This window comes from Brachybacterium kimchii (assembly GCF_023373525.1).
Lineage (GTDB): Bacteria > Actinomycetota > Actinomycetes > Actinomycetales > Dermabacteraceae > Brachybacterium > Brachybacterium kimchii.
In genome coordinates, this window is record NZ_CP097218.1 from 168167 (window position 1) to 189663 (window position 21497).

Annotated in this window: 20 protein-coding genes; 3 read left to right on the top strand and 17 right to left on the bottom strand. The window is 72.9% G+C overall.

The annotated features are described in order from the left end of the window. Positions 1 to 80: 80 nt before the first annotated feature. On the top strand, positions 81 to 1022 hold the full coding sequence (locus tag M4486_RS00820; protein WP_249479110.1) for a helix-turn-helix transcriptional regulator: 942 nt from the start codon (positions 81 to 83) through the stop codon (positions 1020 to 1022). 15 nt (positions 1023 to 1037) lie between these two features. On the opposite strand, the gene M4486_RS00825 is transcribed toward M4486_RS00820, so the two are convergent. From M4486_RS00825 to M4486_RS00860, 8 genes are all read right to left on the bottom strand, one after another. Next, positions 1038 to 1400: a hypothetical protein gene (locus M4486_RS00825; protein WP_346731760.1), complete on the bottom strand. Its 363-nt coding sequence runs from the start codon at positions 1398 to 1400 to the stop codon at positions 1038 to 1040. Between the two features lies 1 nt (position 1401). Continuing rightward, the gene (locus M4486_RS00830) at positions 1402 to 2082 is read right to left on the bottom strand and encodes an N-acetylmannosamine-6-phosphate 2-epimerase (RefSeq protein WP_249479111.1); all 681 of its coding nucleotides are present in this window, start codon (positions 2080 to 2082) and stop codon (positions 1402 to 1404) included. A 101-nt stretch (positions 2083 to 2183) separates the two neighbouring features. Then, entirely contained in the window at positions 2184 to 3200 is a 1017-nt protein-coding gene (locus M4486_RS00835) for an ROK family protein (RefSeq protein ID WP_249479112.1), read from the bottom strand. After that, a complete protein-coding gene (locus M4486_RS00840; RefSeq protein ID WP_249479113.1) occupies positions 3187 to 4146 on the bottom strand; it encodes a dihydrodipicolinate synthase family protein in 960 nt (319 codons plus the stop codon). Before M4486_RS00840 ends, M4486_RS00835 begins: the two co-directional genes overlap by 14 nt. A gap of 46 nt (positions 4147 to 4192) precedes the next feature. After that, positions 4193 to 5026, bottom strand: a complete 834-nt coding sequence (locus M4486_RS00845; RefSeq protein WP_249479114.1) for an ABC transporter ATP-binding protein — start codon at positions 5024 to 5026, stop codon at positions 4193 to 4195. Beyond that, positions 5023 to 7182, bottom strand: a complete 2160-nt coding sequence (locus M4486_RS00850; protein WP_249479115.1) for a dipeptide/oligopeptide/nickel ABC transporter permease/ATP-binding protein — start codon at positions 7180 to 7182, stop codon at positions 5023 to 5025. Before M4486_RS00850 ends, M4486_RS00845 begins: the two co-directional genes overlap by 4 nt. Position 7183: 1 nt before the next feature. Then, positions 7184 to 8149, bottom strand: a complete 966-nt coding sequence (locus tag M4486_RS00855) for an ABC transporter permease (protein WP_249479116.1) — start codon at positions 8147 to 8149, stop codon at positions 7184 to 7186. A gap of 106 nt (positions 8150 to 8255) precedes the next feature. After that, a complete protein-coding gene (locus tag M4486_RS00860; protein WP_249479117.1) occupies positions 8256 to 9869 on the bottom strand; it encodes an ABC transporter substrate-binding protein in 1614 nt (537 codons plus the stop codon). A gap of 266 nt (positions 9870 to 10135) precedes the next feature. On the opposite strand from M4486_RS00860, the gene M4486_RS00865 reads away from it, so the two are divergent. Beyond that, positions 10136 to 10828, top strand: a complete 693-nt coding sequence (locus tag M4486_RS00865) for a FadR/GntR family transcriptional regulator (RefSeq protein ID WP_249479118.1) — start codon at positions 10136 to 10138, stop codon at positions 10826 to 10828. Between the two features lie 52 nt (positions 10829 to 10880). On the opposite strand, the gene M4486_RS00870 is transcribed toward M4486_RS00865, so the two are convergent. The 8 genes from M4486_RS00870 to M4486_RS00905 all read right to left on the bottom strand — a co-directional run bounded on the left by M4486_RS00870 (position 10881) and on the right by M4486_RS00905 (position 18925). Then, positions 10881 to 12020, bottom strand: coding sequence for a baeRF2 domain-containing protein (locus M4486_RS00870; protein WP_249479119.1), 1140 nt, complete (start codon positions 12018 to 12020; stop codon positions 10881 to 10883). A gap of 258 nt (positions 12021 to 12278) precedes the next feature. Continuing rightward, a complete protein-coding gene (locus tag M4486_RS00875; RefSeq protein WP_249479120.1) occupies positions 12279 to 12608 on the bottom strand; it encodes a plasmid stabilization protein in 330 nt (109 codons plus the stop codon). Between the two features lie 81 nt (positions 12609 to 12689). Next, positions 12690 to 13136 carry a hypothetical protein gene (locus M4486_RS00880; RefSeq protein ID WP_249479121.1) on the bottom strand — a complete coding sequence of 149 codons (447 nt, stop codon included), beginning with the start codon at positions 13134 to 13136 and terminating at the stop codon, positions 12690 to 12692. Between the two features lie 47 nt (positions 13137 to 13183). Next, a complete protein-coding gene (locus M4486_RS00885) occupies positions 13184 to 13813 on the bottom strand; it encodes a mismatch-specific DNA-glycosylase (protein WP_249479122.1) in 630 nt (209 codons plus the stop codon). Next, complete coding sequence (locus tag M4486_RS00890) at positions 13810 to 14709, bottom strand: YwaF family protein (RefSeq protein WP_249479123.1); 900 nt, start codon at positions 14707 to 14709, stop codon at positions 13810 to 13812. Before M4486_RS00890 ends, M4486_RS00885 begins: the two co-directional genes overlap by 4 nt. Positions 14710 to 14766: 57 nt before the next feature. Beyond that, positions 14767 to 16902, bottom strand: a complete 2136-nt coding sequence (locus M4486_RS00895; protein WP_249479124.1) for a PTS fructose transporter subunit IIABC — start codon at positions 16900 to 16902, stop codon at positions 14767 to 14769. 107 nt (positions 16903 to 17009) lie between these two features. Next, entirely contained in the window at positions 17010 to 18167 is a 1158-nt protein-coding gene (locus M4486_RS00900; RefSeq protein WP_249479125.1) for a 1-phosphofructokinase family hexose kinase, read from the bottom strand. Continuing rightward, entirely contained in the window at positions 18164 to 18925 is a 762-nt protein-coding gene (locus M4486_RS00905; RefSeq protein WP_249479126.1) for a DeoR/GlpR family DNA-binding transcription regulator, read from the bottom strand. The genes M4486_RS00900 and M4486_RS00905 overlap by 4 nt, the downstream gene beginning before the upstream one ends. A gap of 205 nt (positions 18926 to 19130) precedes the next feature. Here M4486_RS00905 and M4486_RS00910 point away from each other — a divergent pair, with 205 nt between their 5' ends. Beyond that, positions 19131 to 19646, top strand: coding sequence for a phosphoribosyltransferase (locus M4486_RS00910; protein WP_200501749.1), 516 nt, complete (start codon positions 19131 to 19133; stop codon positions 19644 to 19646). A gap of 42 nt (positions 19647 to 19688) precedes the next feature. Here the strand turns inward: M4486_RS00910 and M4486_RS00915 are convergent, their stop codons facing one another. After that, positions 19689 to 21296: a glycoside hydrolase family 10-like protein gene (locus tag M4486_RS00915; protein WP_249479127.1), complete on the bottom strand. Its 1608-nt coding sequence runs from the start codon at positions 21294 to 21296 to the stop codon at positions 19689 to 19691. Positions 21297 to 21497 lie beyond the last annotated feature (201 nt).

A 21497-nucleotide genomic window follows, 5' to 3' on the forward strand; every position in this document is an offset into this window, starting at 1 on the left:
GAAGGGCATCCGCAGGGTCGGGCCCAAAGGGGGCACCGGCAGGGTCTGGCACCCTGCCGGTGCCCCCGTAGTCTTCGAGGATGGATCCGATCACCGAACTGCGGGAGTTCCTCGCCTCGCGCCGCGCCCGCGTGCGCCCCGAGGACGCGGGCCTGCCCGCCTTCGGCAGCCACCGCCGGGTCGAGGGGCTGCGCCGCGAGGAGGTCGCCCTGCTCGCCGGCATCAGCGTCGAGTACTACACCCGCATGGAGCGCGGACGGGTCGGCTCCGTCTCCGAGGAGGTCCTGCGCGGCATCGCACGCGCCCTGCTGCTCGACGACATCGAGTCCGATCACCTGCGGCGGCTGGTGCGGGCCGCGGGCTCGCGCCGCCGGCCCGAGGGCCGCTCCCCGCGGCCGTCCGGGGCGGCGTCCGTCCGGGTCTCGGAGACGGTCCACCGGATGCTCGACATGCTCCCCGCGCCCGCCTTCGTGCGCAACGGCCGCTTCGACGTGCTCGCCGCGAACGCGATGGGCAGGGCGCTGTACAGCCCGGTGATCGAGTCGATGAGCGAGCCGAACACGGCGCGCTTCGCCTTCCTGGTGCCCTCCGCCCAGCAGTTCTTCGTCGACTTCCCCGGCGCGCAGCGCGACGTGGTCGCCTTCCTGCACGCCGAGGCCGGTCGCGACCCCTTCAGCAAGGACCTCCAGGACCTCGTCGGCGAGCTCTCCACGCGCTCCGACCGCTTCCGCGAGCTGTGGGCCGAGCAGGACGTGAAGCTCCATCGCGCCGGCACCAAGCACCTGCGCCACCCGCTGGTGGGGGAGATGGTCCTGGACTACGAGGCCTTCGAGATCCCCGCCAGCCCGGGACTGCGTCTGAACGTGTACACGGCCGCACCCGGTTCGAGCGCGGCCGATGCGCTCGCCGTGCTCGGCAGCTGGGCGGCGAGCACTGCGGGCGGGGCCGACGGTCAGGACGCGGCCTCGGACGAGGAGCCGAGCGCGGACGCACCGTCCCGGAGCCTCCGCCGCGAACCCTGACGGCGGGTCCCGTCCTTATACCGGATCGGTGAACGTGACGGGCGTGTCCGTCGCCCGGGCGTGCGCGATCTCCCGGCGCGTGGACTCGCCGAGGTACCCGTCGGGGTTCACCACGAGCACGCGGTCGGCGAGGTCGATCCTGTGCAGATGCAGGGCGCCCAGGGCCGCCTTCTGCTCGCGGCCGATGTCCTGAGCCTCGTCCGGCGCGAACACTGCCGGGGCCAGGACGATGGCTCCCGCGAGGGTGAGGTCGCGGGTGGCTTCCTGCATCTCGCGGGCGAACCGGGTCGATCCGCAGATGCAGACGATCTCGGGACGGTCGGACGGTGCCATGGGGTCCGCGAGCACGTCCCGGGACACCGGCTCCTGCCGGTCCATCTCAGGACTCGACCGCGTCGCGGAACCAGGTGGTGAGGGTCGTGGGGTGCGTGATCGCGGTGCCCACGACCACGGCGAACGCACCGGCATCGGCGCAGGCCGCGGCCTGCGCGGGCGTGTGCACGCGGCCCTCGGCCACGAGCACGGAGGTCGCAGGCAGGGCCCCTGCGAGCTCGCTCAGCAGCTCGAGGTCGGGGCCCTCGGTGCGGGGGCGAGCATCGGTGTAGCCGGCCAGGGTGGTGCCGACGATCTCGGCTCCCGCCTCGGCCGCCGCGAGGGCCGACTCGAGGCTGTCGCAGTCGGCCATGATCGGACCCGAGAAGCGCTCGCGGACGGCGGCGACGGTCTCGGCGAAGGTGCGGCCGTCGGGGCGGGGCCGCGAGGTGCCGTCGAGCGCCAGGACGTCCGCGCCGGCGTCGATCACGGCCAGGCAGTGATCGAGGGTGGGCGTGATGAAGACGCCCTCGCCGCCGTCCTTCCAGATCCCGATCACGGGGACGTCCACGGCCCCCTTCACCTGCCGGATGTCCTCGAGGCCCTGGGCGCGCACCGCGGCCGCGCCGCCGCGCTCGACGGAGGCGGCGACCTGCGCCATGGTGCCGGGGTCGCGCATCGGCTCCCCGGGGTAGGCCTGGCAGGACACGATCAGACGGCCCTCGAGGGCGGAGACCAGGGGATGCATCGCGGGATCCTTCCGGGAGCGGGAGCGGGAGCGGGAGACAGAGGCTGCGGGTCGGAGACGGGCGGTCGGACGGGAAGGGCGCGCGACGGGCAGCGCCCGGGTCAGGCGATCGCCCAGGCCGCGGCGCCGAGCAGTGCCGCGCGCGCACCGGCCTGCGCGGGGACCACGGGCGTCGCGGAGACGACGTCCATCGCCTCGCGCGCGACGCCCTGCCTGAGGGCATCGTCCCAGACCTCGCTCGCGCCGACGACGCCGCCCGCGAGGGCGACGGTCTGGGCGTCCAGCACGTTCAGGAGCGAGCCGATGACGCGGCCCGTGGCGAGGCCCGCCAGGCGGTAGGCCTCGCGTGCCGGGCCGTCGGCGTCGCGTGCGGCGGCGGCCAGGGCGGGCCCGTCGGCGCACTGCGCCGTGTCCGCGCCGAGGCGCCGGGCGAGGTCGAGGATCCCGGGCCCGGAGGCGAGCCCCTCGAGATGCCCGACGCGACCGCACGTGCAGGGGACGGACGCGGCCTCGGGGACGGTCACGTGGCCCACGTGCCCCGCGGCCCCGCGCACGCCCACGACCGGCCGGCCGTCGACCACCTGGGCGCCGCCGATGCCCGTCCCCACGGCCACGAGCAGCAGTGAGGAGGCGTCCCGTCCGGTGCCGAACAGGGCCTCGCCGAGCCCGTGCGCGTGGACGTCGTTGAGCGCCCGCGCGGGGGTGCCGAAGCGCTCGGTGAAGGCGGCGGCCACGCGCGTCCCCGGCCAGCCCGGCAGCGAGGACGTCGCGTGGGTGATCTCCCCGCGCGCCACGTCCACGACCCCGGCCGTGGAGATGCCGACGGCCGAGATCCGCGCCCCCGCATCACCTGCCCCGTCCGCGTCGCCGACGATGCGCGACCCGGCGTCGAGGGCCGCCTCGAGCACGGCCCTGGCCCCTTCGCGCGCGGGGGTCGGGACGGTCGTCTCCTCGAGCACCTCGGCGCGGGAGCGGTCCGGCGCGATCCTCACCCGTGCGGCCGTGATCTTGGTGCCGCCGATGTCGAGGGCGAGCACCGCGAGCGGAGCGGCGCCGGGTGCGGCGGCGTCCGATCCGCGGTCCGTCGCCTCGCGGTCGCGGTGCTCAGCGCCGGGCATCCAGCAGTCCCGCCTGGTCGAGGATGGTGCGGATGCGGTCGACCGCCCCGCCCTCGATCGGGGTCATGGGCAGCGACATCGTGTTGGTCGAGAGGACGCCCAGCTCGCGCAGCGCCGTCTTGAAGGCGCCCACGCCGGCGGCCGGACCGGCCTTGTCGGTGGGCTGGAAGACGATCTCGAACAGGGCCGCGAGGCGGTCCTGCTCGGCGCGCACCGTGTCCCAGTCGCCCGCGCGCGCCGCGCGGTCCATGCGCACGTACCCGGCGGGATCGACGTTGCCGAGCCCCGGCACCGAGCCGTCGGCCCCGGAGAGGTAGGCGCCGTCGACGACGACCTCGTGGCCGGTCAGCAGCGTCAGCGGGGAGCCGGCCGCGCGGTTCAGGGTGGCCAGGCGGCGGAAGGACACGTCGTCGCCGCTGGAGTCCTTGACCCCGGCGATCGCGCCGTCGGCCGCGAGCTCCATGAGCTGGGCGGGGGCGAGCTTGACGTGCACGCAGACGGGGATGTCGTAGGCCCACACCGGCACGGAGGAGGCCGCGCCGATCGCCCGGAAGTGGGCGCCGATCTCGTCGGGCCCGGTGATCGCGTAGAACGGCGCGGTCGCGACGATGCCCGCGACGCCGTGCTTCTCGGCGGCCCGCACGTGGGAGATCACCCGATGCGTCTGCATGTCGATGACCCCTGCGAGCACGGGCACCTGACCGGCGACCTCGCCCACGACGGCGTCGAGCACGCGGTCGCGCATGGCGTCGTCGTGATACGCGACCTCCCCGCTCGAGCCGAGCGCGAAGATGCCGTCGACCCCCGCCTCGAGGAGGCGGGCGACGAGCCTGCTCAGGCTCGCCCGGTCGAGGTCGCCCTCAGGGGTCAGCGGGGTCAGGAGCGGCGGGACGACGCCCCGCAGCGCGTGCGATCCGCCGGTGGTCTCGGGTGCGGTGGTGGTCATGGTGTCTCCTCCGAGAAGTTCGTGTGCAGTATCGATGATCCCGTGCTCAGAGCAGTGTGGGGGCCGCGGCGAGCAGGGAGCGGGTGTAGGGGTCCTCGGCGTCGGCGAAGACCTGTGCGGCGGGGCCGTGCTCGACGGCGCGCCCGCGGTTCATCACCAGGATCTCGTCGGAGACGAAGCGGACCGTCGAGATGTCGTGGGAGATGAAGACGAGCCCCAGGCCGAGCTCGGCCTTGAGGTCCATGAGCAGGTTGAGCACCTGGGCCCGCACCGAGACGTCCAGGGCGCTCGTGGGCTCGTCGGCCACGATCACGTCCGGTCGCAGGGTGAGGGCGCGTGCGATCGCGACGCGCTGGCGCTGGCCGCCGGAGATCTGGCGGGGGAGCACGTCGAGCGCGGAGACGGGCAGGCCGACCTGGTGGATGAGCTCGGTCACCCGCTCCAGCCGCTCCTTCTCGGTGCCGATCCCATGGACCCGCAGGGGGTCCATGAGCGCCTCGCGGACGACGAGCCGCGGGTTGAGCGCCGTCGCCGGGTCCTGGAAGACCACCGAGATGGTGCGGCCGAGCTCCCGGCGCGCGGCGCGCGAGCGTCCCAGCGCCGCGCCGTGGAAGAGCACCTCGCCGCTGGTGACCTTCTGCAGGCCGGTCATCACGCGCGCCAGGGTCGACTTGCCCGAGCCGGACTCGCCGACGATGCCGAGCACCTGCCCGCGGTCCACGCTCAGGCTGATGCCGTCGACCGCGCGGATGGTGTCGGGGTGCAGGAGCGATCCCGTGCGCAGGCGGTGCACCACGTGCACGTCGCGCAGCTCGATCACCGGGCCGTCGCCCCGGTCGTCGCGGGCGGCGCCGCGGGGGCGGGCATCCTGGGCGCTCATGAGCGGACTCCTCGGTCGTCGGTCTGCGATGCGGGGCGAAGGGTCCCGCCGGTGGTCGGCGCCGTGCGCTGCGGGGACGGATCCGGGGCGCCGTCGAAGGAGAGCGCGGAGGGCACCCGGTCGATCGTCGCCACCAGGTGCTCGCCCGTCCGGGGCCCGACGGAGGCGCCCGCGTGCTCGTGCTCGTCGATCGCGACGAGCCGCGGGCGCACGTCGGAGCGGGCCGACGGGTCCTGCGAGCGCGGGGCGAAGCGGTCGCCGGCGGCGAACTCGCGGGGCGAGGGCACGGTCCCGGGCACCTGCAGCAGGCGCTCGGCCCGCGCCTCGATCGAGAGCACGGAGCCCAGCAGGCCCCGCGTGTACTCGTGGCGGGGATCGGTGAGGATCTGGGCGGTGCTGCCCTGCTCCACGACCTGGCCCGCGTACATCACGGTGATTCGGTGGGCGAGCTGGGAGACCAGGGCGAGGTCGTGGCTGACGAAGACCATCGCGAAGCCCAGTTCCTCGCGCAGCCGTTCGAGCAGCTCCACGACCTGCCTCTGCACGGTCACGTCGAGGGCGGTCGTGGGCTCGTCGGCGATCACCAGGCGGGGGTCGCGGGTGAGCGCCATCGCGATCAGCACGCGCTGGCGCTGCCCGCCCGAGAGCTCGTGCGGGTAGGAGGAGAGCGTGCGCGCGGGATCGAGGCCGACGAGCTCGAGCAGATCCTCGGCGCTGCGGGTGCCGCCGCGGGAGGTCAGCTGCTTCATCTGCGCGCGGATGAGCATCGAGGGGTTCAGCGAGCTCAGCGCGTCCTGGTAGATCATCGCGACGTCGTGGCCGCGCAGGGCGTTGAGCTGCTTCGATCCCAGGTCCAGGACGTTCTTGCCGTCCAGGAGCACCTCACCGCTCACCCGCGCCGTGCGCGGGAGCAGTCCCATGATCGCGAGGCTCGTGACGGACTTGCCGGACCCCGATTCGCCGACGAGGCCCATGGTCTCCCCGGGGCGCACCGAGAAGGAGACGTCGTCGACGATGTCGACGTCGCCGTGCGCCTCGGGAAAGGCGACGCGGAGGTTCCGCACCTCGAGGATCGGAGCGCCGGTCGCGGGAGACGGGCGCTCGCCCCGCGCCTGTTCGGCCTCGCGGAGCCTGCGCAGCGAGTCGTGCAGGACCTGGCGGGCCATGTCGGCACCGGTCGCGCCGAGCACCTCCTGCTCCTCTTCTTCCTCCTCCTCGACCACGGCGCTCCGCTCGGCCTCCCCCACGATCTTCTCCTGCGCGCGCTCGTCGGCGTCGACGTCGACCGACGCCTTGACGCGGGGGCTCGCGAAGGTGTCGGTGAGGCCCTCGGAGAGGATGTTCAGGGCGAGGACGGTGAGCAGGATGGCGACGCCCGGGAAGAACGTCGGCCACCAGTAGCCCGCCAGGAGCACCGCCTTGCCCTCGCTCATGATGTTGCCCCAGGAGGGCGACGGCGGCTGCACGCCCGCGTTGATGAACGAGAGCGAGGCCTCGAAGACGATCGCGTCGGCCACGAGCACGGTCGCGAAGACCATGATCGGCGCGAGGCAGTTGCGCGCCACGTGCTTGAACAGGATCCAGGACGTCGAGGCCCCCATGACCTGCGATGCCGCGACGTAGTCCTCGCCGAACTGGGCGAGCACGTTCGCACGGACGACGCGCGCCAGCTGCGGCACGTAGAGGAAGGCGATCGCGAAGATGATCACCGGCAGCGAGGTGCCGAAGACCGCCACGAAGACGGCCGCGAGCGCGATGCCCGGGAATGCCATGACCACGTCGAGGATGCGCATGAGCACCTCGGAGGGCAGCTTCGCCGCGGTCGCGGCGAAGGAGCCCAGGACGGCGGCGACCACGAGCGCGGCGGCGGTGGCGCACAGGCCGATCAGCAGCGAGGAGCGGGCGCCGTGCAGGAGTCGCGAGAACACGTCCCGGCCCACGCTGTCGGTGCCCATCCAGTGCTCCGCGCTCGGAGGCTGCACGGGGGAGCCGGTCGCGAGCGGGTCGAAGGGGCTGATCACGGAGGCGAGTGCGGCGGCCAGGATCAGCAGCACCAGGAAAGCCAGGGCGACCTTCGAGGGGAGGGGGAGCGAGCGCAGCGCGCCCGGGCGGGCGCCGCTGACGGAGGCGAGGCGGGAGCCGAGTCGTCGGCGCATGTCAGATGCTCCTGATCCGGGGGTTGACGAGGACGTAGAGCAGGTCCACGAGGATGTTCACGACGATGAATGCAATCGCCACGGTGAGCGTCACTCCCTGGACGAGGAACACGTCGTTGCGCTTCACGCCGTCGAGGATGAGCTGGCCCATCGCCTGGATGTTGAAGATGATCTCGATGATCACCGCACCGCCCATCAGGTAGCCCACGCGCAGGCCCAGCACGGTGATCGGCGTGATGAGCGCGTTGCGCAGCACGTTGCGCGCGACCACGATCGGGTAGGGGACGCCGGCGCCGACGGCCGTGCGCACGTAGTCGCGGTCGAGCTCCTCGACCATCGCCGTGCGCACCACGCGGGTGAGGGAGCCCGCGACCGGAACGCCCAGGGCGATCGCGGGGAGCGCGACGTTGTGGGACCACGTCATCGGGTCCGTGAGCGGACCGACCCACTGGCTGACCAGGGCGGGGAAGGCGCCCCAGCCGCCCGGGACCTCGCCGAGCCATTGGATGAGGAGGATCGCGAGCCAGAACGACGGGGTCGCGAGGGCGGCGACGGACAGCACGCGGATGAGCTGGTCGGGCCACCGGTCGCGGAAGAGCGCGGCGAGCACGCCCAGGATCGCGGCCAGGACGATCGCGAAGGCGAGGCCCAGGAAGGTCAGCTGCAGCGTGATGGGGAAGGCCTTGGCGACCACGTCGGTGACGGGCGTGTTGCCGCTCGTGGTGCCGAGATCCCCGTGGAGCATGCCGCCGAGGAACCGCAGGTAGCGGACGACCAGCGGGTCGTCCAGACCGTTCGCCTCGCGGTACTGGGCGAGGGCCGCGGGTGAGGCGGACTCGCCGAGCGCGAGGCGCGCCGGGTCCGACGGGGAGAACGACATCACGACGAACACCAGCAGGGTGACGCCGAGGATCATGAGCGGCAGCGAGACGAGTCGCCTGCCGATCAGACGGACGAGTGAGGACACGGATCCCTCCAGGCGGGCCGGGGCGGACGGGCGGTGCGGGGCGGTGGGGGCTCGGGCCGACGGACGGCGCCGCGGTGCGCGAGCATGTCGCGCACCGCGGCGGGCGTCACTGGGTGCTGCCGACCCCGACGAAGCTCAGGCCGGTCAGCGACGTGGGCTCGAAGCCCACGAGGGTGCTCGGGTCCCAGGCCGAGGGGGCGTTGCGGTGGAAGAGCGGGTAGAGCGGGACGTCCTCCGAGATGGCGTCGAAGGTCTGCTGCCAGAGTGTCTTCTGCTTGTCCGCGTCGGTCTCCGACATGGCCTCCTTGAGCAGGCCGGTGACCTCGGTGTACCCGTCGGAGCCCTTCCAGTGCATGCGCGTGTCGGTCCAGGTGTCGGCGAAGTACCACCAGCGCATCAGCAGATCGGGGTCGTTGCCGAACACGGAGGGATCGCCGGGGGCGATCACCACGTCGTAGGCGCCGGGCTTGCCGTCGATCGTGTTGTAGACGTCCGCGGACTGCTTCTCGGTGAACTCGACCTTCACTCCGGCGGCCTCGAGCGACTGCTGGATGATCGGGGTGCACTGCTTGACCCAGTCGTGGTCGGTCGCCATCAGCCGGAAGCTCGTGAGGCCGGTCTCCTGGAAGAGGGACTTCGCCTTGTCGAGGTCGAGCGAGTAGACCGTGGAGGCCTGCTTGTAGTCCGGGTGGTCCTTCTGGACGAAGCAGGTGGCCGCCTCGGCCTGGCCGGACAGTCCGTCCTCGATGACCTTCTCCATGTCGACCGCGTACAGGAAGGCCTGCCGGTTCTTGAGGTCGTGGAAGGGGTTGTCCTCGCTGTTGTTGAACATCGCGAACAGCAGCCCGAACCCGAGCGGGGACTCGACGGTCGCCGAGCCCTTGAGCTGGTCGATCGAGAGGTAGGGCACGGAGTCGATCGCCTGGGCGGTCTTGGACTGCATGGCGTTGGTGCGCGTGGAGGCGTCGGGGATGATCTGCCAGGTCATCTTCGCGGCCTTCGCGGGCTGGGGGCCGTTGTACTTCTCGAAGCGCTCGAAACCGACCTTCTTCGAGGCCGCCCCGTTGTCGGTCATGGAGTAGGGGCCGGAGCCGACGGGCTTCGCGTCGAAGGCCTTGGGGTCCTTCTCGACCGCGGCCTTCGGCACGATCTTCACGACGCTCAGGCGCTCGGCGAGGATCGCGACGGGGTGGGCGAGGGTGAACGTCACCGTGGTGTCGTCCTTCTTCTCGACCTTCTCGATGAAATCGATGAAGCTCGCGTACAGCGAGGCGTTGTCGGGGTCGAGCACGCGCTCGAAGGAGAACACGACGTCCTCGGGGGTCACCGCGCTGCCGTCGTGGAAGGTCGCGCCGTCCCGGAGGGCGACGTCGACGCTGGTGCCGTCGCTCGAGGGGATGTCGGAGGCGAGGGCCGCGTAGACCTTGCGGGTCACAGGGTGGAGCTCGGTGAGGCCCTCGAGCGTGTGCCAGTTGACGGCGACCGTGAGCGCGGCGCTCGTGGTCATGGGGTCGTAGCCGTTGGTGCCGAGCTCGTAGGAGATGGCGGCGGAGATGGCGCCGTCCCCCTCGGCCTGCGTCGCCGCGGCCCCGCCGGCGTCGGAGGAGGCGTCGCCGCCGTCGCGCGGGGCGCAGGCGGCGACGGCGCCGACGATGCCTGCGGCGGCGGTGAGGAGCCCTGTGCTCCTGAGCAGACTGCGGCGGGTGGTCTTCGTGGTCATGATCGGTGCGTCCCTTCGGGTGGGAGTGCTCGGCCGGACCGGATCGGTCCGAGGCCCAGGGCTCCGGGTGCGTGCAGACGGCTGCGTCCTCGCCTCCGGCGTCCCGCGCATCGAGCGGAATCTTTATCAGACGTCTGATGTCCGATGTTCTAGCGGTACTCTAGACCCCGATGCCAGGGGATCGGAGCGGGTTACCGAACCGTGACCCGGATCGCATCATGGATGCAGGACCGCGATCGCGCGGTCCTCGTGAGGGAGGAGAGCGCATGCGCCGGAACGACGCGGGCGGGGACGTGGTGGCCCGGATCAAGGATCTGATCCTGCGCTCAGGGCTCCATCCGGGGGATCCGATGCCCACCGAGGCGCGGCTCGTCGAGGAGCTGGGAGTCGCGCGCTCCTCGGTGCGCGAGGCGATGCGCACCCTGTCGTCCCTGGACATCGTGGAGGTGCGCCACGGCCACGGAACGTTCGTGGGGAGGATGTCGCTCGCGCCGCTCGTGGACGGTCTGCTGTTCCGCGCCCGCCTCAACGACGGCAACGACCTGCGCACCCTGCGCGAGGTCGTCCAGGCGCGGATCGCCCTGGACCTCTCGATCGGGCAGCGCCTCGTCGAGGCGTGGCACGAGGAGGACCTGGCGCCCGCGCGCGCCGAGGTCGAGCGGATGCGGGCCGCGCACGCCGCCGGCCGCTCCTTCGCCGAGGCGGACCAGGCGTTCCACGCCGCCGTGCTCTCGAAGCTCGGCAACGAGCTGATGATGCAGCTGGGCGATGCGTTCTGGCAGGTGCACACCTCGGCGCTCCCGCTTCTGGACGTGCCTCCCGCCACGGACATCCGCCTCACCATCGAGGCGCACGACGCGATCGTCGATGCGCTCGAGGCGGGCGACACGGCCGCGTACGAGAAGGCCGTGCGCGCGCACTACAGTCCGCTCGAGCGGAACCTCACCGCCTCCGAATGAGCCGCCGCGGGAGCCGCGGGCCCGCGGCTCCCGCGGCCCCGGCCCGCGATGCTCAGCTCGGGCTCGACTCGTGCGCTCCCTCGCGCCGCGCATCGCCGCTCATGCTGCCGATGCTCGCGGCGGGCGTCGCCTCGTCGTGCCAGCGCAGCAGCGCGCCGATCCCGTCGACGAGGACGTCGGAGCCCTCGGTGTCCTCGCGCAGCGCGCTGATGCCCGCGTCGGTGCGGATGGCGCTGAGCAGCAGGCGCTCGACGTCCGGGCAGGGGCGTCCCGAGACCAGCAGCAGCTCGTCGACCTGACCGCGATCGAGCACCTGGGCGACGTCGTCGGCGCTGGTGGCGGCGGCGCCGTCACGGCCGCTGGCCTCCCGGAACCGCGCGAGCAGGTCCTCCTCGTGGCGGGCGATGAAGTCTCGCGTCACGCGCACGACCTCCTCGCGGAACGCAGGACGGTCCAGGCTCTTGCCGCGCGTGCCGCCGGGCACCTCGTACAGGCGCTCGAGGGCCTCCTGGCCGAGCTCCGCCTTCAGCAGAGCGCTCGAGCGCACGTCCCCGGTCAGCAGCACCATGTCGGGCCGCTGCTCGCGCACGATGCGCTCGACGGTCCGTGCGACGGCCTCGGCATTGCGCTCCCAGGAATCCTCGACGCGGGCCTCGATGTTGCTCGCGCGCCAGCCGTGCTGGGCCCCGCCCCCGAGGCTCGCCTTGTGCAGCTCGTCGTGGCCGCCGTCGACGCTCGCGTCCTCGCCCAGGCCCTCGCCGTGCTTGCTGAGGGAGGGGGCGTCGGGCGCGCGCAGGCGCAGGTCGGCGCCGGCGCGGTCCACCTCGATGAGGAGCTGGGTGACGGCGAAGGGCGTGAGCTCGAGGAGCGGCAGCAGCTCGGGCTCGTCGCCGAAGTGCGCGGACTCGTGCAGGGGCGGCACGGGCAGGACCCGATCGACGACGATCTCGTCGCCCGCGGCGATCACGGTGCGTCCGTGGCGTCCACCGATGGCCGACGGGGTCAGCAGGGTCTCGCCGATCCGGTCCAGCAGTGGAGCCGGGGCCCCGGCCGCGGCGAGCTGGTCGCGCATGCGGGCCCAGCGGGCCTCGATCTCGGTGACGGCCTGCGGATCCAGCCGCGTGGTGTCGAGGTGGACGGAGACGTAGGGGCCCTCGTTCTCCAGTGCGGACCTGAGCCAGGGAAGCTTCACGTGTACCTCCTGCATCGGCGGTGACGGCGCCCGGAGCCTGACGGCTTCAGCGCCGTGCGGGTGCCGCCACCTTTCCACGGCGCGCAGGGTGCCGCAACCGGTTCCCGCGAACTGCGCGGCGGCGAGCCCACGGCGCTGTGCGCTGGGATCTTGAGATGTCCGGATGTTCCGGAACGGCGTGCCGACGCCGCGGGGCGGCGCCGCCCCGCGCCCCGGGACGACGTCCGCGGCGCGGGGCTCCGGGGGCGGACGCGTCCGTCAGTCGCGGTCCTCGACGGCGTCCTCGAGCTCGTCCTTGGTCATCGAGGACCTGCCCTCGACGTCCTGCCGCCGAGCGTCCTCGTAGAGCTGGTCGCGAGTGCGTCCCTGCGGTCCCTCGTGGGAGTGCTTCCCGCCGCGCTCGGAGGGGGACTCGTCCTTCGTCGAGGTCGTCGAGGACTCGTCGGCCTCGCCCTCCTGGGCGCGGGTCTTGTTCACGGTGCGCGCGGCGATCTCCTCCGCGGTCTCCTCGGAGCGGCCCTGCTCCTCGACGCTGTCCTTCACGTGCTGGTACTGACGCTCGCGCTTCTCGCTCCATGCCTCGGGCATCACGGCCTCCTCGTCGGTACGGATCGTTCGCGCCCGATCACCCGACCGGGCATGATCCACAGTACGCTCGGCGGCCCGGCGTCAGCGTGCTGCCGGCGTCCCGCGGCGCTCGGAACGGGGGGCCCCGCCCCTGCGCATGCTCAGGGTGAACAGGGCGATCACGGCGATGAGGATCAGAAGTCCCACGACCACGTGCAGCCAGACCACGCCCATCTCGGCGATGCCGATCTGGATCAGGGCGAGCACGGCGACGGAGATCGCGTGCATCATCAGCCCCTTGTTGCCGCTGCGGCGCGACCACAGCACGGCGCTGACCGCGGCGGCCAGGGTGTCGAGGAAGAGCACGTAGCCGAGCGTCTGGTGGAGCGGGAACACGCCGCCGACGCTGCCCAGGATGCCCAGGCCCAGCAGGGTCTGCACGATCGCGATCAGAGCGCTGCTGCCGGCGGTCAGGCGCAGGGCGTTCAGCACGGGATCGGTGGGTGCGGACTGTGCAGGGGAGGAGGGCGAGGGCGCGTTATTCGACATGGTGTCAGCATAACTGCGGTGGGCGCGGAGGGGCCGCCCCCGCACGCTCAGCGGGTGCTGTCCCACACCTCGCGCCAGTCGCGGGCGAGGGTGTCGATGTTCGCGTGGGCGTTCAGCCCGCTCGGCTGCGGCACCACCCACAGCAGCGAGTCCTCGGGCCAGTCCTCGACGTCGGCCGGATCCTGGAGCCCGAGCTTCGCCCGGGGGAGGCGGAAGGCAGTGCGGTAGGCGGTGATGCCGGCGATCGCGACGGAGCGCGGTCGCATCTCGCGCACGCGTTCGACGAGCCGTCTCCCGCCCTCGTGCAGCTCCTCGCGCGCGAGCTGGTCGGCGCGGACCGTGGCGCGGCCGACGAGGTTCGTCAGGCCGATGCCCCGGCCGAGCAGCTGCTGCTCGTCCTCCTCGGTGAGTCCGGCGGCGCAGTCGACCTGGTGGTCGGTGAGGCCCGCGCGGTGCAGGGACGGCCAGAACCTGTTCCCGGGGCGTGCGAACGGGGCGTTGACCGCTGCGGTCCAGAGTCCGGGGTTGATGCCGACGATGAGCATGCGCAGCGGCGACGGGCCGCCCGGGCCGGGCAGGATGTCGTCGACGCCGTGAGGGTCCGTGGTGGAGACCTGCGCGAGATCGTCCTTGGTGGGACGTCGGCCTCCGAGTGGCGAGGGGCGGCGGGAAGTCATCCTGGCACTGTATCGATCCGAGGCGGATCGCCCGGCCCGGCGGACGGATCATCGGCCCGGGCGTCGTCGCTGCGGCTCCCGTCGGCCCGGATCTCGCCGGCCCGGATCTCGGCCGACCGTCCCGTCCGACGGTCCAGCAGCACCCAGGGCAGGGTGAGGAGGGCCCAGACCACCGCGACCGCGAGCGCCTCGACGAGGAGGTACCGGGGCCAGGGGCCCATCACGTCCAGCAGGCTCGGCCCCGCGGGCGCATGGCTCAGGTAGCCGTAGTTCGCGCCGGTGAGCGCGTTGCCGATCATCGCGATCAGTGCCCACAGCGCCGTCGCCGCGTAGGCGAACCCGAATCCTCGCCAGGTGGGGCGCTTGCGCAGGCCCCAGACCAGGATCACGGGGATCAGCACGCCCGTGCCGTGGGCGATCCAGTACTCGGCGAACTCGAGCGGCGGCCACACGAAGTAGTTGACGTCCGGCGTGAGCACGGACTGCATGTTCAGGGTGAGACCCCAGTAGTAGGTGATGACCACGAGGCGCCGTGCGCGGGTGATCAGGGCCAGCGGCCCGATGAAGCGCAGCACGTCGGAGAGGTGCAGCGGCAGGGACTCGTCGATGTCCCACGCCCACGGCATGAAGCCCCACAGCGTCCAGAGCAGCGAGTTGGCCAGCAGCACCCAGCCGAGGATCCGCAGCCGGCGCTCGAGAACGGGTGCACCCACGAGATCGCTCCCGCCGTCGGCCGTGCGGTCCGGACCACGGACTCCGCTGCGCTCGCCGTCGGCCCGACGCCGCACGACGACCGCCGCGACGACGCAGAGCACCGCGATGACCGCGAGCATCGTGAGGTGCTGGGCGCCGTAGGGGGCCATGTGCCCCAGCAGGGGCGCGTCCGCGCTGTCCACACCCGCAGGGTAGACCGGCGCGGACGCGGGCAAGCGGAGGTCGTGGGCGCCGCGGCCTCAGGCGGTCGCGGCCTCGCGGCGGACGCGTCGCGCGTGCTGCTCCTTCAGCACCGTGACCAGCGCGGCCGCGAGGAGCGTGCCGATCACGATCGCGAGCACGTACCCCCACACCGGGCTGATCGCGAAGAACACGAAGATGCCGCCGTGGGGAGCCTGCGAGCCCACTCCGAACGCCATGGAGAGAGCGCCGGTCACTGCGCCGCCGGCCATCATCGAGGGGATCACGCGCAGCGGGTCGGCGGCCGCAAAGGGGATCGCGCCCTCGGAGATGAAGGAGGCGCCCAGCAGCCAGGCCGTCGTGCCGTTCTCGCGCTCCACCTGCGTGTACAGCGAGCGTCGCACCGCCGTGGACAGCGCCATCGCCAGCGGCGGCACCATCCCGGCGGCCATCACCGCGGCCATGATGTGGAAGGACGCCTCGGTCCCCTGGGAGAGTCCCGCGGTCGCGAACAGGTAGGCCGCCTTGTTGATGGGGCCGCCCAGGTCCACGCACATCATCAGCCCGAGGATCACGCCCAGCAGAATCGCGGACGTGCCGCTCATGCCGGTCAGCGCGTTCTGCAGGGCCTCCATCACCCAGGCCAGCGGGCGGCCGAGCACGAGCAGCATGGCCCCGGCGACGATCCCCGAGGTCACGAGCGGGATGATCACGACGGGCATCAGGCCGGCGAGCCAGCGCGGCGGGCGCAGCGAGGCGAGCCCCATGGCGATGAGCCCCGCCAGCAGCCCCGTCACCAGGCCCCCCAGGAAGCCCGCGCCGACCGTCACCGAGATCGCCCCGCCGATGAAGCCGGGGGCGATGCCGGGGCGTCCGGCGAGGCCGAAGGCGATGAAGCCCGAGAGCGCCGCGACCAGGAAGCCCATCCCGGCGCTGCCGATCGCGAAGGCGACGGCGCCCAGGTACAGCAGCAGTCCGGCGCGCGAGGTCGTCTCCTGCCCGCTCGCGCCGTCGTAGCTCAGGTGCCCGGGCAGGTTCGTCAGCGAGTTCCCGGTCGCGACGTCCTGCGCGACGTAGGAGACGTCGAACCCGCCCAGCAGGAAGCCGAGGGCCATGAGCAGGCCGCCCGCGGCGACGAACGGGATCATGTACGACACGCCCGTCATCACGGCGGCCTGGATCCGCTTGGGCCAGGAGACCGCGGCGGCGGAGCTCGTCCCAGTGCTCCCCGAGCCGCCGGAGCCCTCCGTGCCCGCGCCCTCGGCACCGGCCTCGGCGGAGACCTTCCTCGCGCGGGGATCACGGGCGGCCGCGACGGCCTCGTCGACCATCTCGGGGCCGTCGGAGATCGCGCGCTTGACCGGGTGCTCGATGACGGGCATCCCGGCGAAGCGCTCTCGCCCGGAGATGTTGACGTCGGCCGCGACGATGAGCACGGAGGCCTCCGCGATCTGCTCGGACGTGAAGGGCGTGATGCCGCCCGAGCCCTGCGTCTCCACGTGCAGGCGCACGCCCTTCTCGGCGGCGGCCGTCTCGAGGGACTCGGCGGCCATGTAGGTGTGGGCGATACCGGTCGGGCACGAGGTGATCGCGAGCAGCACGGGGGAGTCCTCGGCCGATGCGGGCGCGTCCTCGGAGGCGCCGTCCGTCGGTGCGTCGGCCGCCGTGCTGTCCGTCGGGGCGGGGGCGGGGGAGACGTCCGCGGCCGACGACGACTGCGCGGGTTCGGGCTCGGCTTCGGGCTCGGGCTCGATCACCCCCATCACCAGGTCGGCCACCTCCTGGGGCGTCGTGGCGGCGCGCAGCGAGGCGAGGAACTCCGGGCGCACGAGGGCGCGCGAGAGCTGCGCGAGCAGACGCAGATGCTGGTCGTCCGTCCCGGCGGGCGCCGAGATGCCGATCACGAGATCGGCCGGCCCGTCGGCGGATCCGAAGTCGACCGGCTCGGAGAGCCGCAGCAGGCCGAGAGCGGCCTCGTGGACGGCTTCCGTGCGGCAGTGGGGGATCGCGAAGCCGCCGGGCATGCCGGTGGCGAAGGACTCCTCGCGGGCCAGCAACCCGGCTTCGAGCCCGTCGCGGTCCGAGCGTCCGGTCGCGGCGATCAGGTCGGCCATCTGGCCGATCACCGCGGACTTGTCTCCCGCCGGCTCGACGTCCAGGCGGACGAGGTCTGCGGTCATGAGGGGTTCTGACATGGCCAGCTCCTTCTTCGGAGGGCCCGGCTCCAGCCGGGCGGGGGTCATCGGTCGTCGGCGCTGGGCCGACGTGACGTCGGGTCGGATGTCCGGTGACGTCGTGCGGGTCAGAGAGCCCGCACGGCATCGGGCCGGGCGACGACCTGGTCCGGGCGGGGGATGGTGGTGCCGGGCAGGGCGACGGCCGCGCTGCCGTAGGCGACGGCGCGGGCGAGGGCCGTGGGGGCGTCCTCGCCGCGGCTGCGGGCGAGCAGGAACCCGGCGGTCGCGCAGTCGCCCGCGCCCACCGTGGAGACCACGCGGGTGGGGCCCGCGGGGCAGAACCAGGTGCCCTGAGCGCTCGCGAGCAGGGCACCCGCACCGCCGAGGGTCACCAGGACCTCCGCGACGCCCTGCGCCCTCAGGTCCTGCGCGGCCTCTCCCACGGGACCCAGCTCGGCGGAATCCAGATCCGTGCCCGCGCGCTCGAGGGCGTCGAGGGCGGCGGCATCGAGGCCCGTGAGCTGCGCGAGCTCGAAGGCATTGGGCTTGAGCAGATCCGGCGCGCACACCGGGTCCTCGACCCAGGCGGCGGCGAGGGCGCGCAGAGGGGCGTCGGAGGTGTCGACGCCCACCCAGTCCCCGCGTTCGTGCAGCGCCCGGACCATCCGCGCGTACCAGTCCTCGGGGAAGCCGGGGGCGAGGGAACCCGAGAGCATCACCGTGTGCGCGAGGGACCGCTCGTCCGTGGACGCGCCATGGCCGTGCGGACCGCCGGGGCTGCCGGGGCCGCCGGAGCCCGACCCCGTCAGCAGGGCGGATTCGAGGGCCGCCAGCTCGGCGGGGGAGATGCTCGCGCCCGGCTCGTTGAGCTTCGTGGTCACCGTGCCGGAGGGGTCGCCGATCGCGTCGGGGTGCTCGGCGGACCCGGTGCTGCCGACGCTGCCGGTGCTGCCCCTGCTCGTGGTGCTCCCCGTGCTCTCGCTCGCCGTGCTCTCACGCGGGGAGAGCACCGTGAGATTCGTGCGCACGGCGCCGGCGACGGGGGAGGTGCGCAGCGGCGCATCGGCGTCCTCGAGCAGAGCCCGGTAGGGGTCCTCGGCCCCGACCGGCACGAGCGCCTCGACCTCGGCGCCGGCGAGGTGCAGGGCGCGGGCGACGTTCACGCCCTTGCCCCCGACCTGCGTGGCCTCCCGGACGATGCGGTGCACGCCGCCCGCGGAGAGCGGAGCGCCGAGGACGACCGTGCGGTCCAGCGACGGGTTCGCGGTGAGAGTGCGGATCATGCGACCACCACCTCGGTGCCGGCGTCCTCGAGCTCGGAGCGCAGCGCCTCCGGGAGGTGCGCGTCGGTGACCAGGGCGTCGATGTCGCCCGTGCGGGCGAAGGCGACGAGCTGGCGCACCTGCGCCTTCGAGGAGTCGGCCAGCAGCACGCGCCGGCTCGAGCGCTCGACGATGGCGCTCTTCACCGCGCCCTCCTCGGGATCGGGGGTGAACAGCTCCGTGCCGTCGAAGCCGTTGCATCCCAGGAACGCGACCTCGGGGCGCAGCCGCGCGAGGGCGGACACCGTCTCCGCGCCGACGCCCGCACCGGTGCCGGGGCGCAGTCGCCCGGGCAGCACGTGGACGGTCGGGCCGGCGAGGCCGAGCGCCGCCTGCGCGACGTCGAGCGCGTGGGTGAGCACGGGCCCGGTGCGCTCGGCGAGATGGGGGACCAGCGCGAGGGTCGTGGTGCCGGCGTCCAGCAGCACGGACGCCTCGGGATCCGTGGGGAGCAGCGCCCGCGCCGCATCGGCGATCCGTCGCTTGGCCTGGGTGTTCGTGGTCCGACGCGTGTCGAGGTCGGGCTCCGCGTCGCGGGTGCGGCGGGCGATCGCGCCGCCGTGCACGCGGGCCAGCAGACCGCGCCGCTCGAGGTCGTCGAGGTCTCGCCTCACGGTCTCGGTGGTCACGTCGAAGCGCTCGGCGAGCTCCGAGACCGTCACGCGGCCGGACTGCTCGAGCGCGTCGAGGACCTGGCGCTGTCGCTCCTGGGCGTACATCACATCACCTGCGTCGTCGGAGGGCGGGTCACCGGGAGCGCGGGCCGGCTTCCGGGAATGAGCCACACACTAGAACATGAACCCACGGAAAACAACATTGAGATATGTGGGGCTCTGTGGCGGTCGCGCGGGGCCCCGCGCTCGCCCCTCCCGGCGCGGGCGGTAGCATCGGGGCACCCCCGCTCGATCCGTCCCAGGAGCCCAGATGTCGCAGGCCTACCACGCCGATTCCTCCGATCTCGTGACGAAGGAGGTCCTCGACTGGGAGCTGTTCGGGACCGCGTCCCGGGAGCTCGCGCAGACCATCGCCGACTCGGGCTTCGATCCCGAGATCGTGATCGCAGTCGCGCGCGGGGGCCTGCTGCCCGCCGGCTCGCTCTCCTACGCGCTCGGCCTCAAGCTGGCCGACGCGATCAACGTCGAGTTCTACACCGACGTCCACGAGACCCTGCCGGATCCCGTCCTGCTGGCCCCGATGCTCGACACCGAGTCGATCCAGGGCAAGCGCCTGCTCGTGGTCGACGACGTGGCGGATTCCGGGCGCACCCTCGCCCTCGTGCTCCAGCTCCTGCGCGAGCAGGGCGCGGATGCCCGCAGTGCGGTCCTCTACGCGAAGTCCGCCTCGGTGGTCGCCCCCGATTTCGTGTGGCGGCGCACCGACGAGTGGATCGTCTTCCCGTGGTCGGCCGAGCCGCCGGTCACGCCCGCGACGCAGGCCTGATCGCGCACGCGCCCGTCCTGGGCTGCGCGGCCAGCGCGGGCGTCAGTCCCGCGGGCGCCGCACCGTCGAGGGACCGCTCTGGCGCCAGGTGCGGTCGAGCGCCGTCACCGCGTACCAGCCGCGTGCGTCCGCGCCCGCGTGCGTGTACTGCTGTGCGCTCTCGTCCTCGTCGGCCCGCACCACGGCGACGAGGTTCCGTGCATCCGCGAGGTCCCGGCTCGTCACGTGCGGTGAGCGCAGGCGCCAGATCGCGAAGCTGGTCGCCTCTCCGCTGAAGCGCAGCGTGACACCCTTGCGCGAGGCGCGCACGGACTGCAGGTAGGGCGCGGCGGGCGCCGTCCCCTCGACGCTCTCGATGACGGGGACGATGGCCGGGTGCGCGAAGCGCTCGCGCACGAGCTGCTTGACCGCTCCGGTCTCGTCATCGCGCATGCTCGTCGCGCTGAACCAGACATAGCCCTGGACGGAGCCCAGGTCGCGGCCCAGCTCCACGTGCTCGGAGAGCTCGCCGGGCTTCTCGAAGGTGCCGTCCACCGCTTTGTAGGCCGCCTCGCCCACGAACAGCGCGACGTCGGAGTCCTCCGCGAGGTCCGCCCACCAGCGCACCAGGGTGTCGTAGTCGGCGAGCTCGTGGCCGATCTGCCAGTAGATCTGCGGGTTGATGTAGTCGACCCAGCCCTGCTGGACCCAGCGCCGGGAGTCGGCGGAGATGATCTCGTACGACTCCGATCCCGCGGTGTCCGACCCCGCGGGATCGCTCGTGGAGTTCCTCCAGATGCCGAACGGGCTGATGCCGAAGCGCACGTGCGGCTTCTCGCCGCGGATCCTCTCGTGCATCTCGCTCACCAGCAGGTCGACGTTCTCCCGCCGCCAGTCCTCGATCGTGGAGGAGCCGTCGCCATGGCGCTCGAAGGTCCCGGCGTCCGGCAGCTCCTCGCCCTCGACCGGGTAGGGGTAGAAGTAGTCGTCGAAGTGAACGCCGTCGACGTCGTAGCGGGAGACGGCGTCCATCATTGCGTCCTGCACGAAGGCGCGGACCGCGGGGACGCCCGGGTCGTAGTACAGCTTGCCGCCGTAGGCGAAGGACCAGTCCTCGTGGGTGCGCGCGGGATGGTCCTCGACGAGGTCGGCGGGGTCATCGCTGTTCATCGACACCCGGTAGGGGTTGAACCAGGCGTGGTACTCGAGGCCCCGGCTGTGGGCGGCGTCGATCTGGAAGGCGAGCGGATCAAATCCGGGGTCCTCGCCCTGGGTGCCCGTGAGCCACTGCGACCAGGGCTCGAAGGGCGAGGGCCAGAAGGCATCGGCCGTGGGGCGCACCTGGGAGACGACCGCGTTCATGCCGAGCTCCTGGGCCAGATCGAGCCAGGCGAGGTACTCGTGCTTCTGCTCGTGCGCGCTCAGCCCTGTTCTCGAGGGCCAGTCGATGTTGTCGACCGCGGCGATCCACAGGGCCCGGAACTCGCGCACCGGAGCGGTGTCGTGCCCGTGCCCGTGACCGTGTCCCGTGCCGTGGCGGCCCGGGCCCACTTCGGCGGGGGCTCCGGAGCCCCCGGCCCGTGCGGACCCCGCGCCGAGGGCGAATGCCGCACCGCCGGCGGCGGCGCCGGTGGATGCGCGGAGGAGAGAGCGACGGGCGAGGGGTTCCACGGGGCCTCCTGGGGCGGGAGAGGGAGCGCGAGCCCGTGCGCGGACCGGCGAGCCGGTCGCGCGAGAGGGACGGGTCCCGAGCGCGCCCCACGCTTCCATGTCCCCGTCTTCGTGGCAAGCGTCACACGCGGCACGTCGGCGCTCACGGGTTCCGCCACGAGCGCACGGGGCTTCCCCCGACGGCCGCCAGGTGCGAGTGTG

Excerpts from the sequence above, each read along its gene's own strand:
- M4486_RS00905 (WP_249479126.1), bottom strand. The coding sequence starts at position 18,925 with ATGTACGCCCAGGAGCGACAGCGCCAGGTCCTCGACGCGCTCGAGCAG.
- M4486_RS00860 (WP_249479117.1), bottom strand. The coding sequence starts at position 9,869 with ATGACCACGAAGACCACCCGCCGCAGTCTGCTCAGGAGCACAGGGCTC.
- M4486_RS00910 (WP_200501749.1), top strand. The coding sequence starts at position 19,131 with ATGTCGCAGGCCTACCACGCCGATTCCTCCGATCTCGTGACGAAGGAG.
- M4486_RS00895 (WP_249479124.1), bottom strand. The coding sequence starts at position 16,902 with ATGTCAGAACCCCTCATGACCGCAGACCTCGTCCGCCTGGACGTCGAG.
- M4486_RS00875 (WP_249479120.1), bottom strand. The coding sequence starts at position 12,608 with ATGCCCGAGGCATGGAGCGAGAAGCGCGAGCGTCAGTACCAGCACGTG.
- M4486_RS00835 (WP_249479112.1), bottom strand. The coding sequence starts at position 3,200 with ATGCCCGGCGCTGAGCACCGCGACCGCGAGGCGACGGACCGCGGATCG.
- M4486_RS00850 (WP_249479115.1), bottom strand. The coding sequence starts at position 7,182 with ATGCGCCGACGACTCGGCTCCCGCCTCGCCTCCGTCAGCGGCGCCCGC.
- M4486_RS00825 (WP_346731760.1), bottom strand. The coding sequence starts at position 1,400 with ATGGACCGGCAGGAGCCGGTGTCCCGGGACGTGCTCGCGGACCCCATG.
- M4486_RS00840 (WP_249479113.1), bottom strand. The coding sequence starts at position 4,146 with ATGACCACCACCGCACCCGAGACCACCGGCGGATCGCACGCGCTGCGG.
- M4486_RS00830 (WP_249479111.1), bottom strand. The coding sequence starts at position 2,082 with ATGCATCCCCTGGTCTCCGCCCTCGAGGGCCGTCTGATCGTGTCCTGC.
- M4486_RS00885 (WP_249479122.1), bottom strand. The coding sequence starts at position 13,813 with ATGACTTCCCGCCGCCCCTCGCCACTCGGAGGCCGACGTCCCACCAAG.
- M4486_RS00900 (WP_249479125.1), bottom strand. The coding sequence starts at position 18,167 with ATGATCCGCACTCTCACCGCGAACCCGTCGCTGGACCGCACGGTCGTC.
- M4486_RS00880 (WP_249479121.1), bottom strand. The coding sequence starts at position 13,136 with ATGTCGAATAACGCGCCCTCGCCCTCCTCCCCTGCACAGTCCGCACCC.
- M4486_RS00865 (WP_249479118.1), top strand. The coding sequence starts at position 10,136 with ATGCGCCGGAACGACGCGGGCGGGGACGTGGTGGCCCGGATCAAGGAT.
- M4486_RS00845 (WP_249479114.1), bottom strand. The coding sequence starts at position 5,026 with ATGAGCGCCCAGGATGCCCGCCCCCGCGGCGCCGCCCGCGACGACCGG.
- M4486_RS00820 (WP_249479110.1), top strand. The coding sequence starts at position 81 with ATGGATCCGATCACCGAACTGCGGGAGTTCCTCGCCTCGCGCCGCGCC.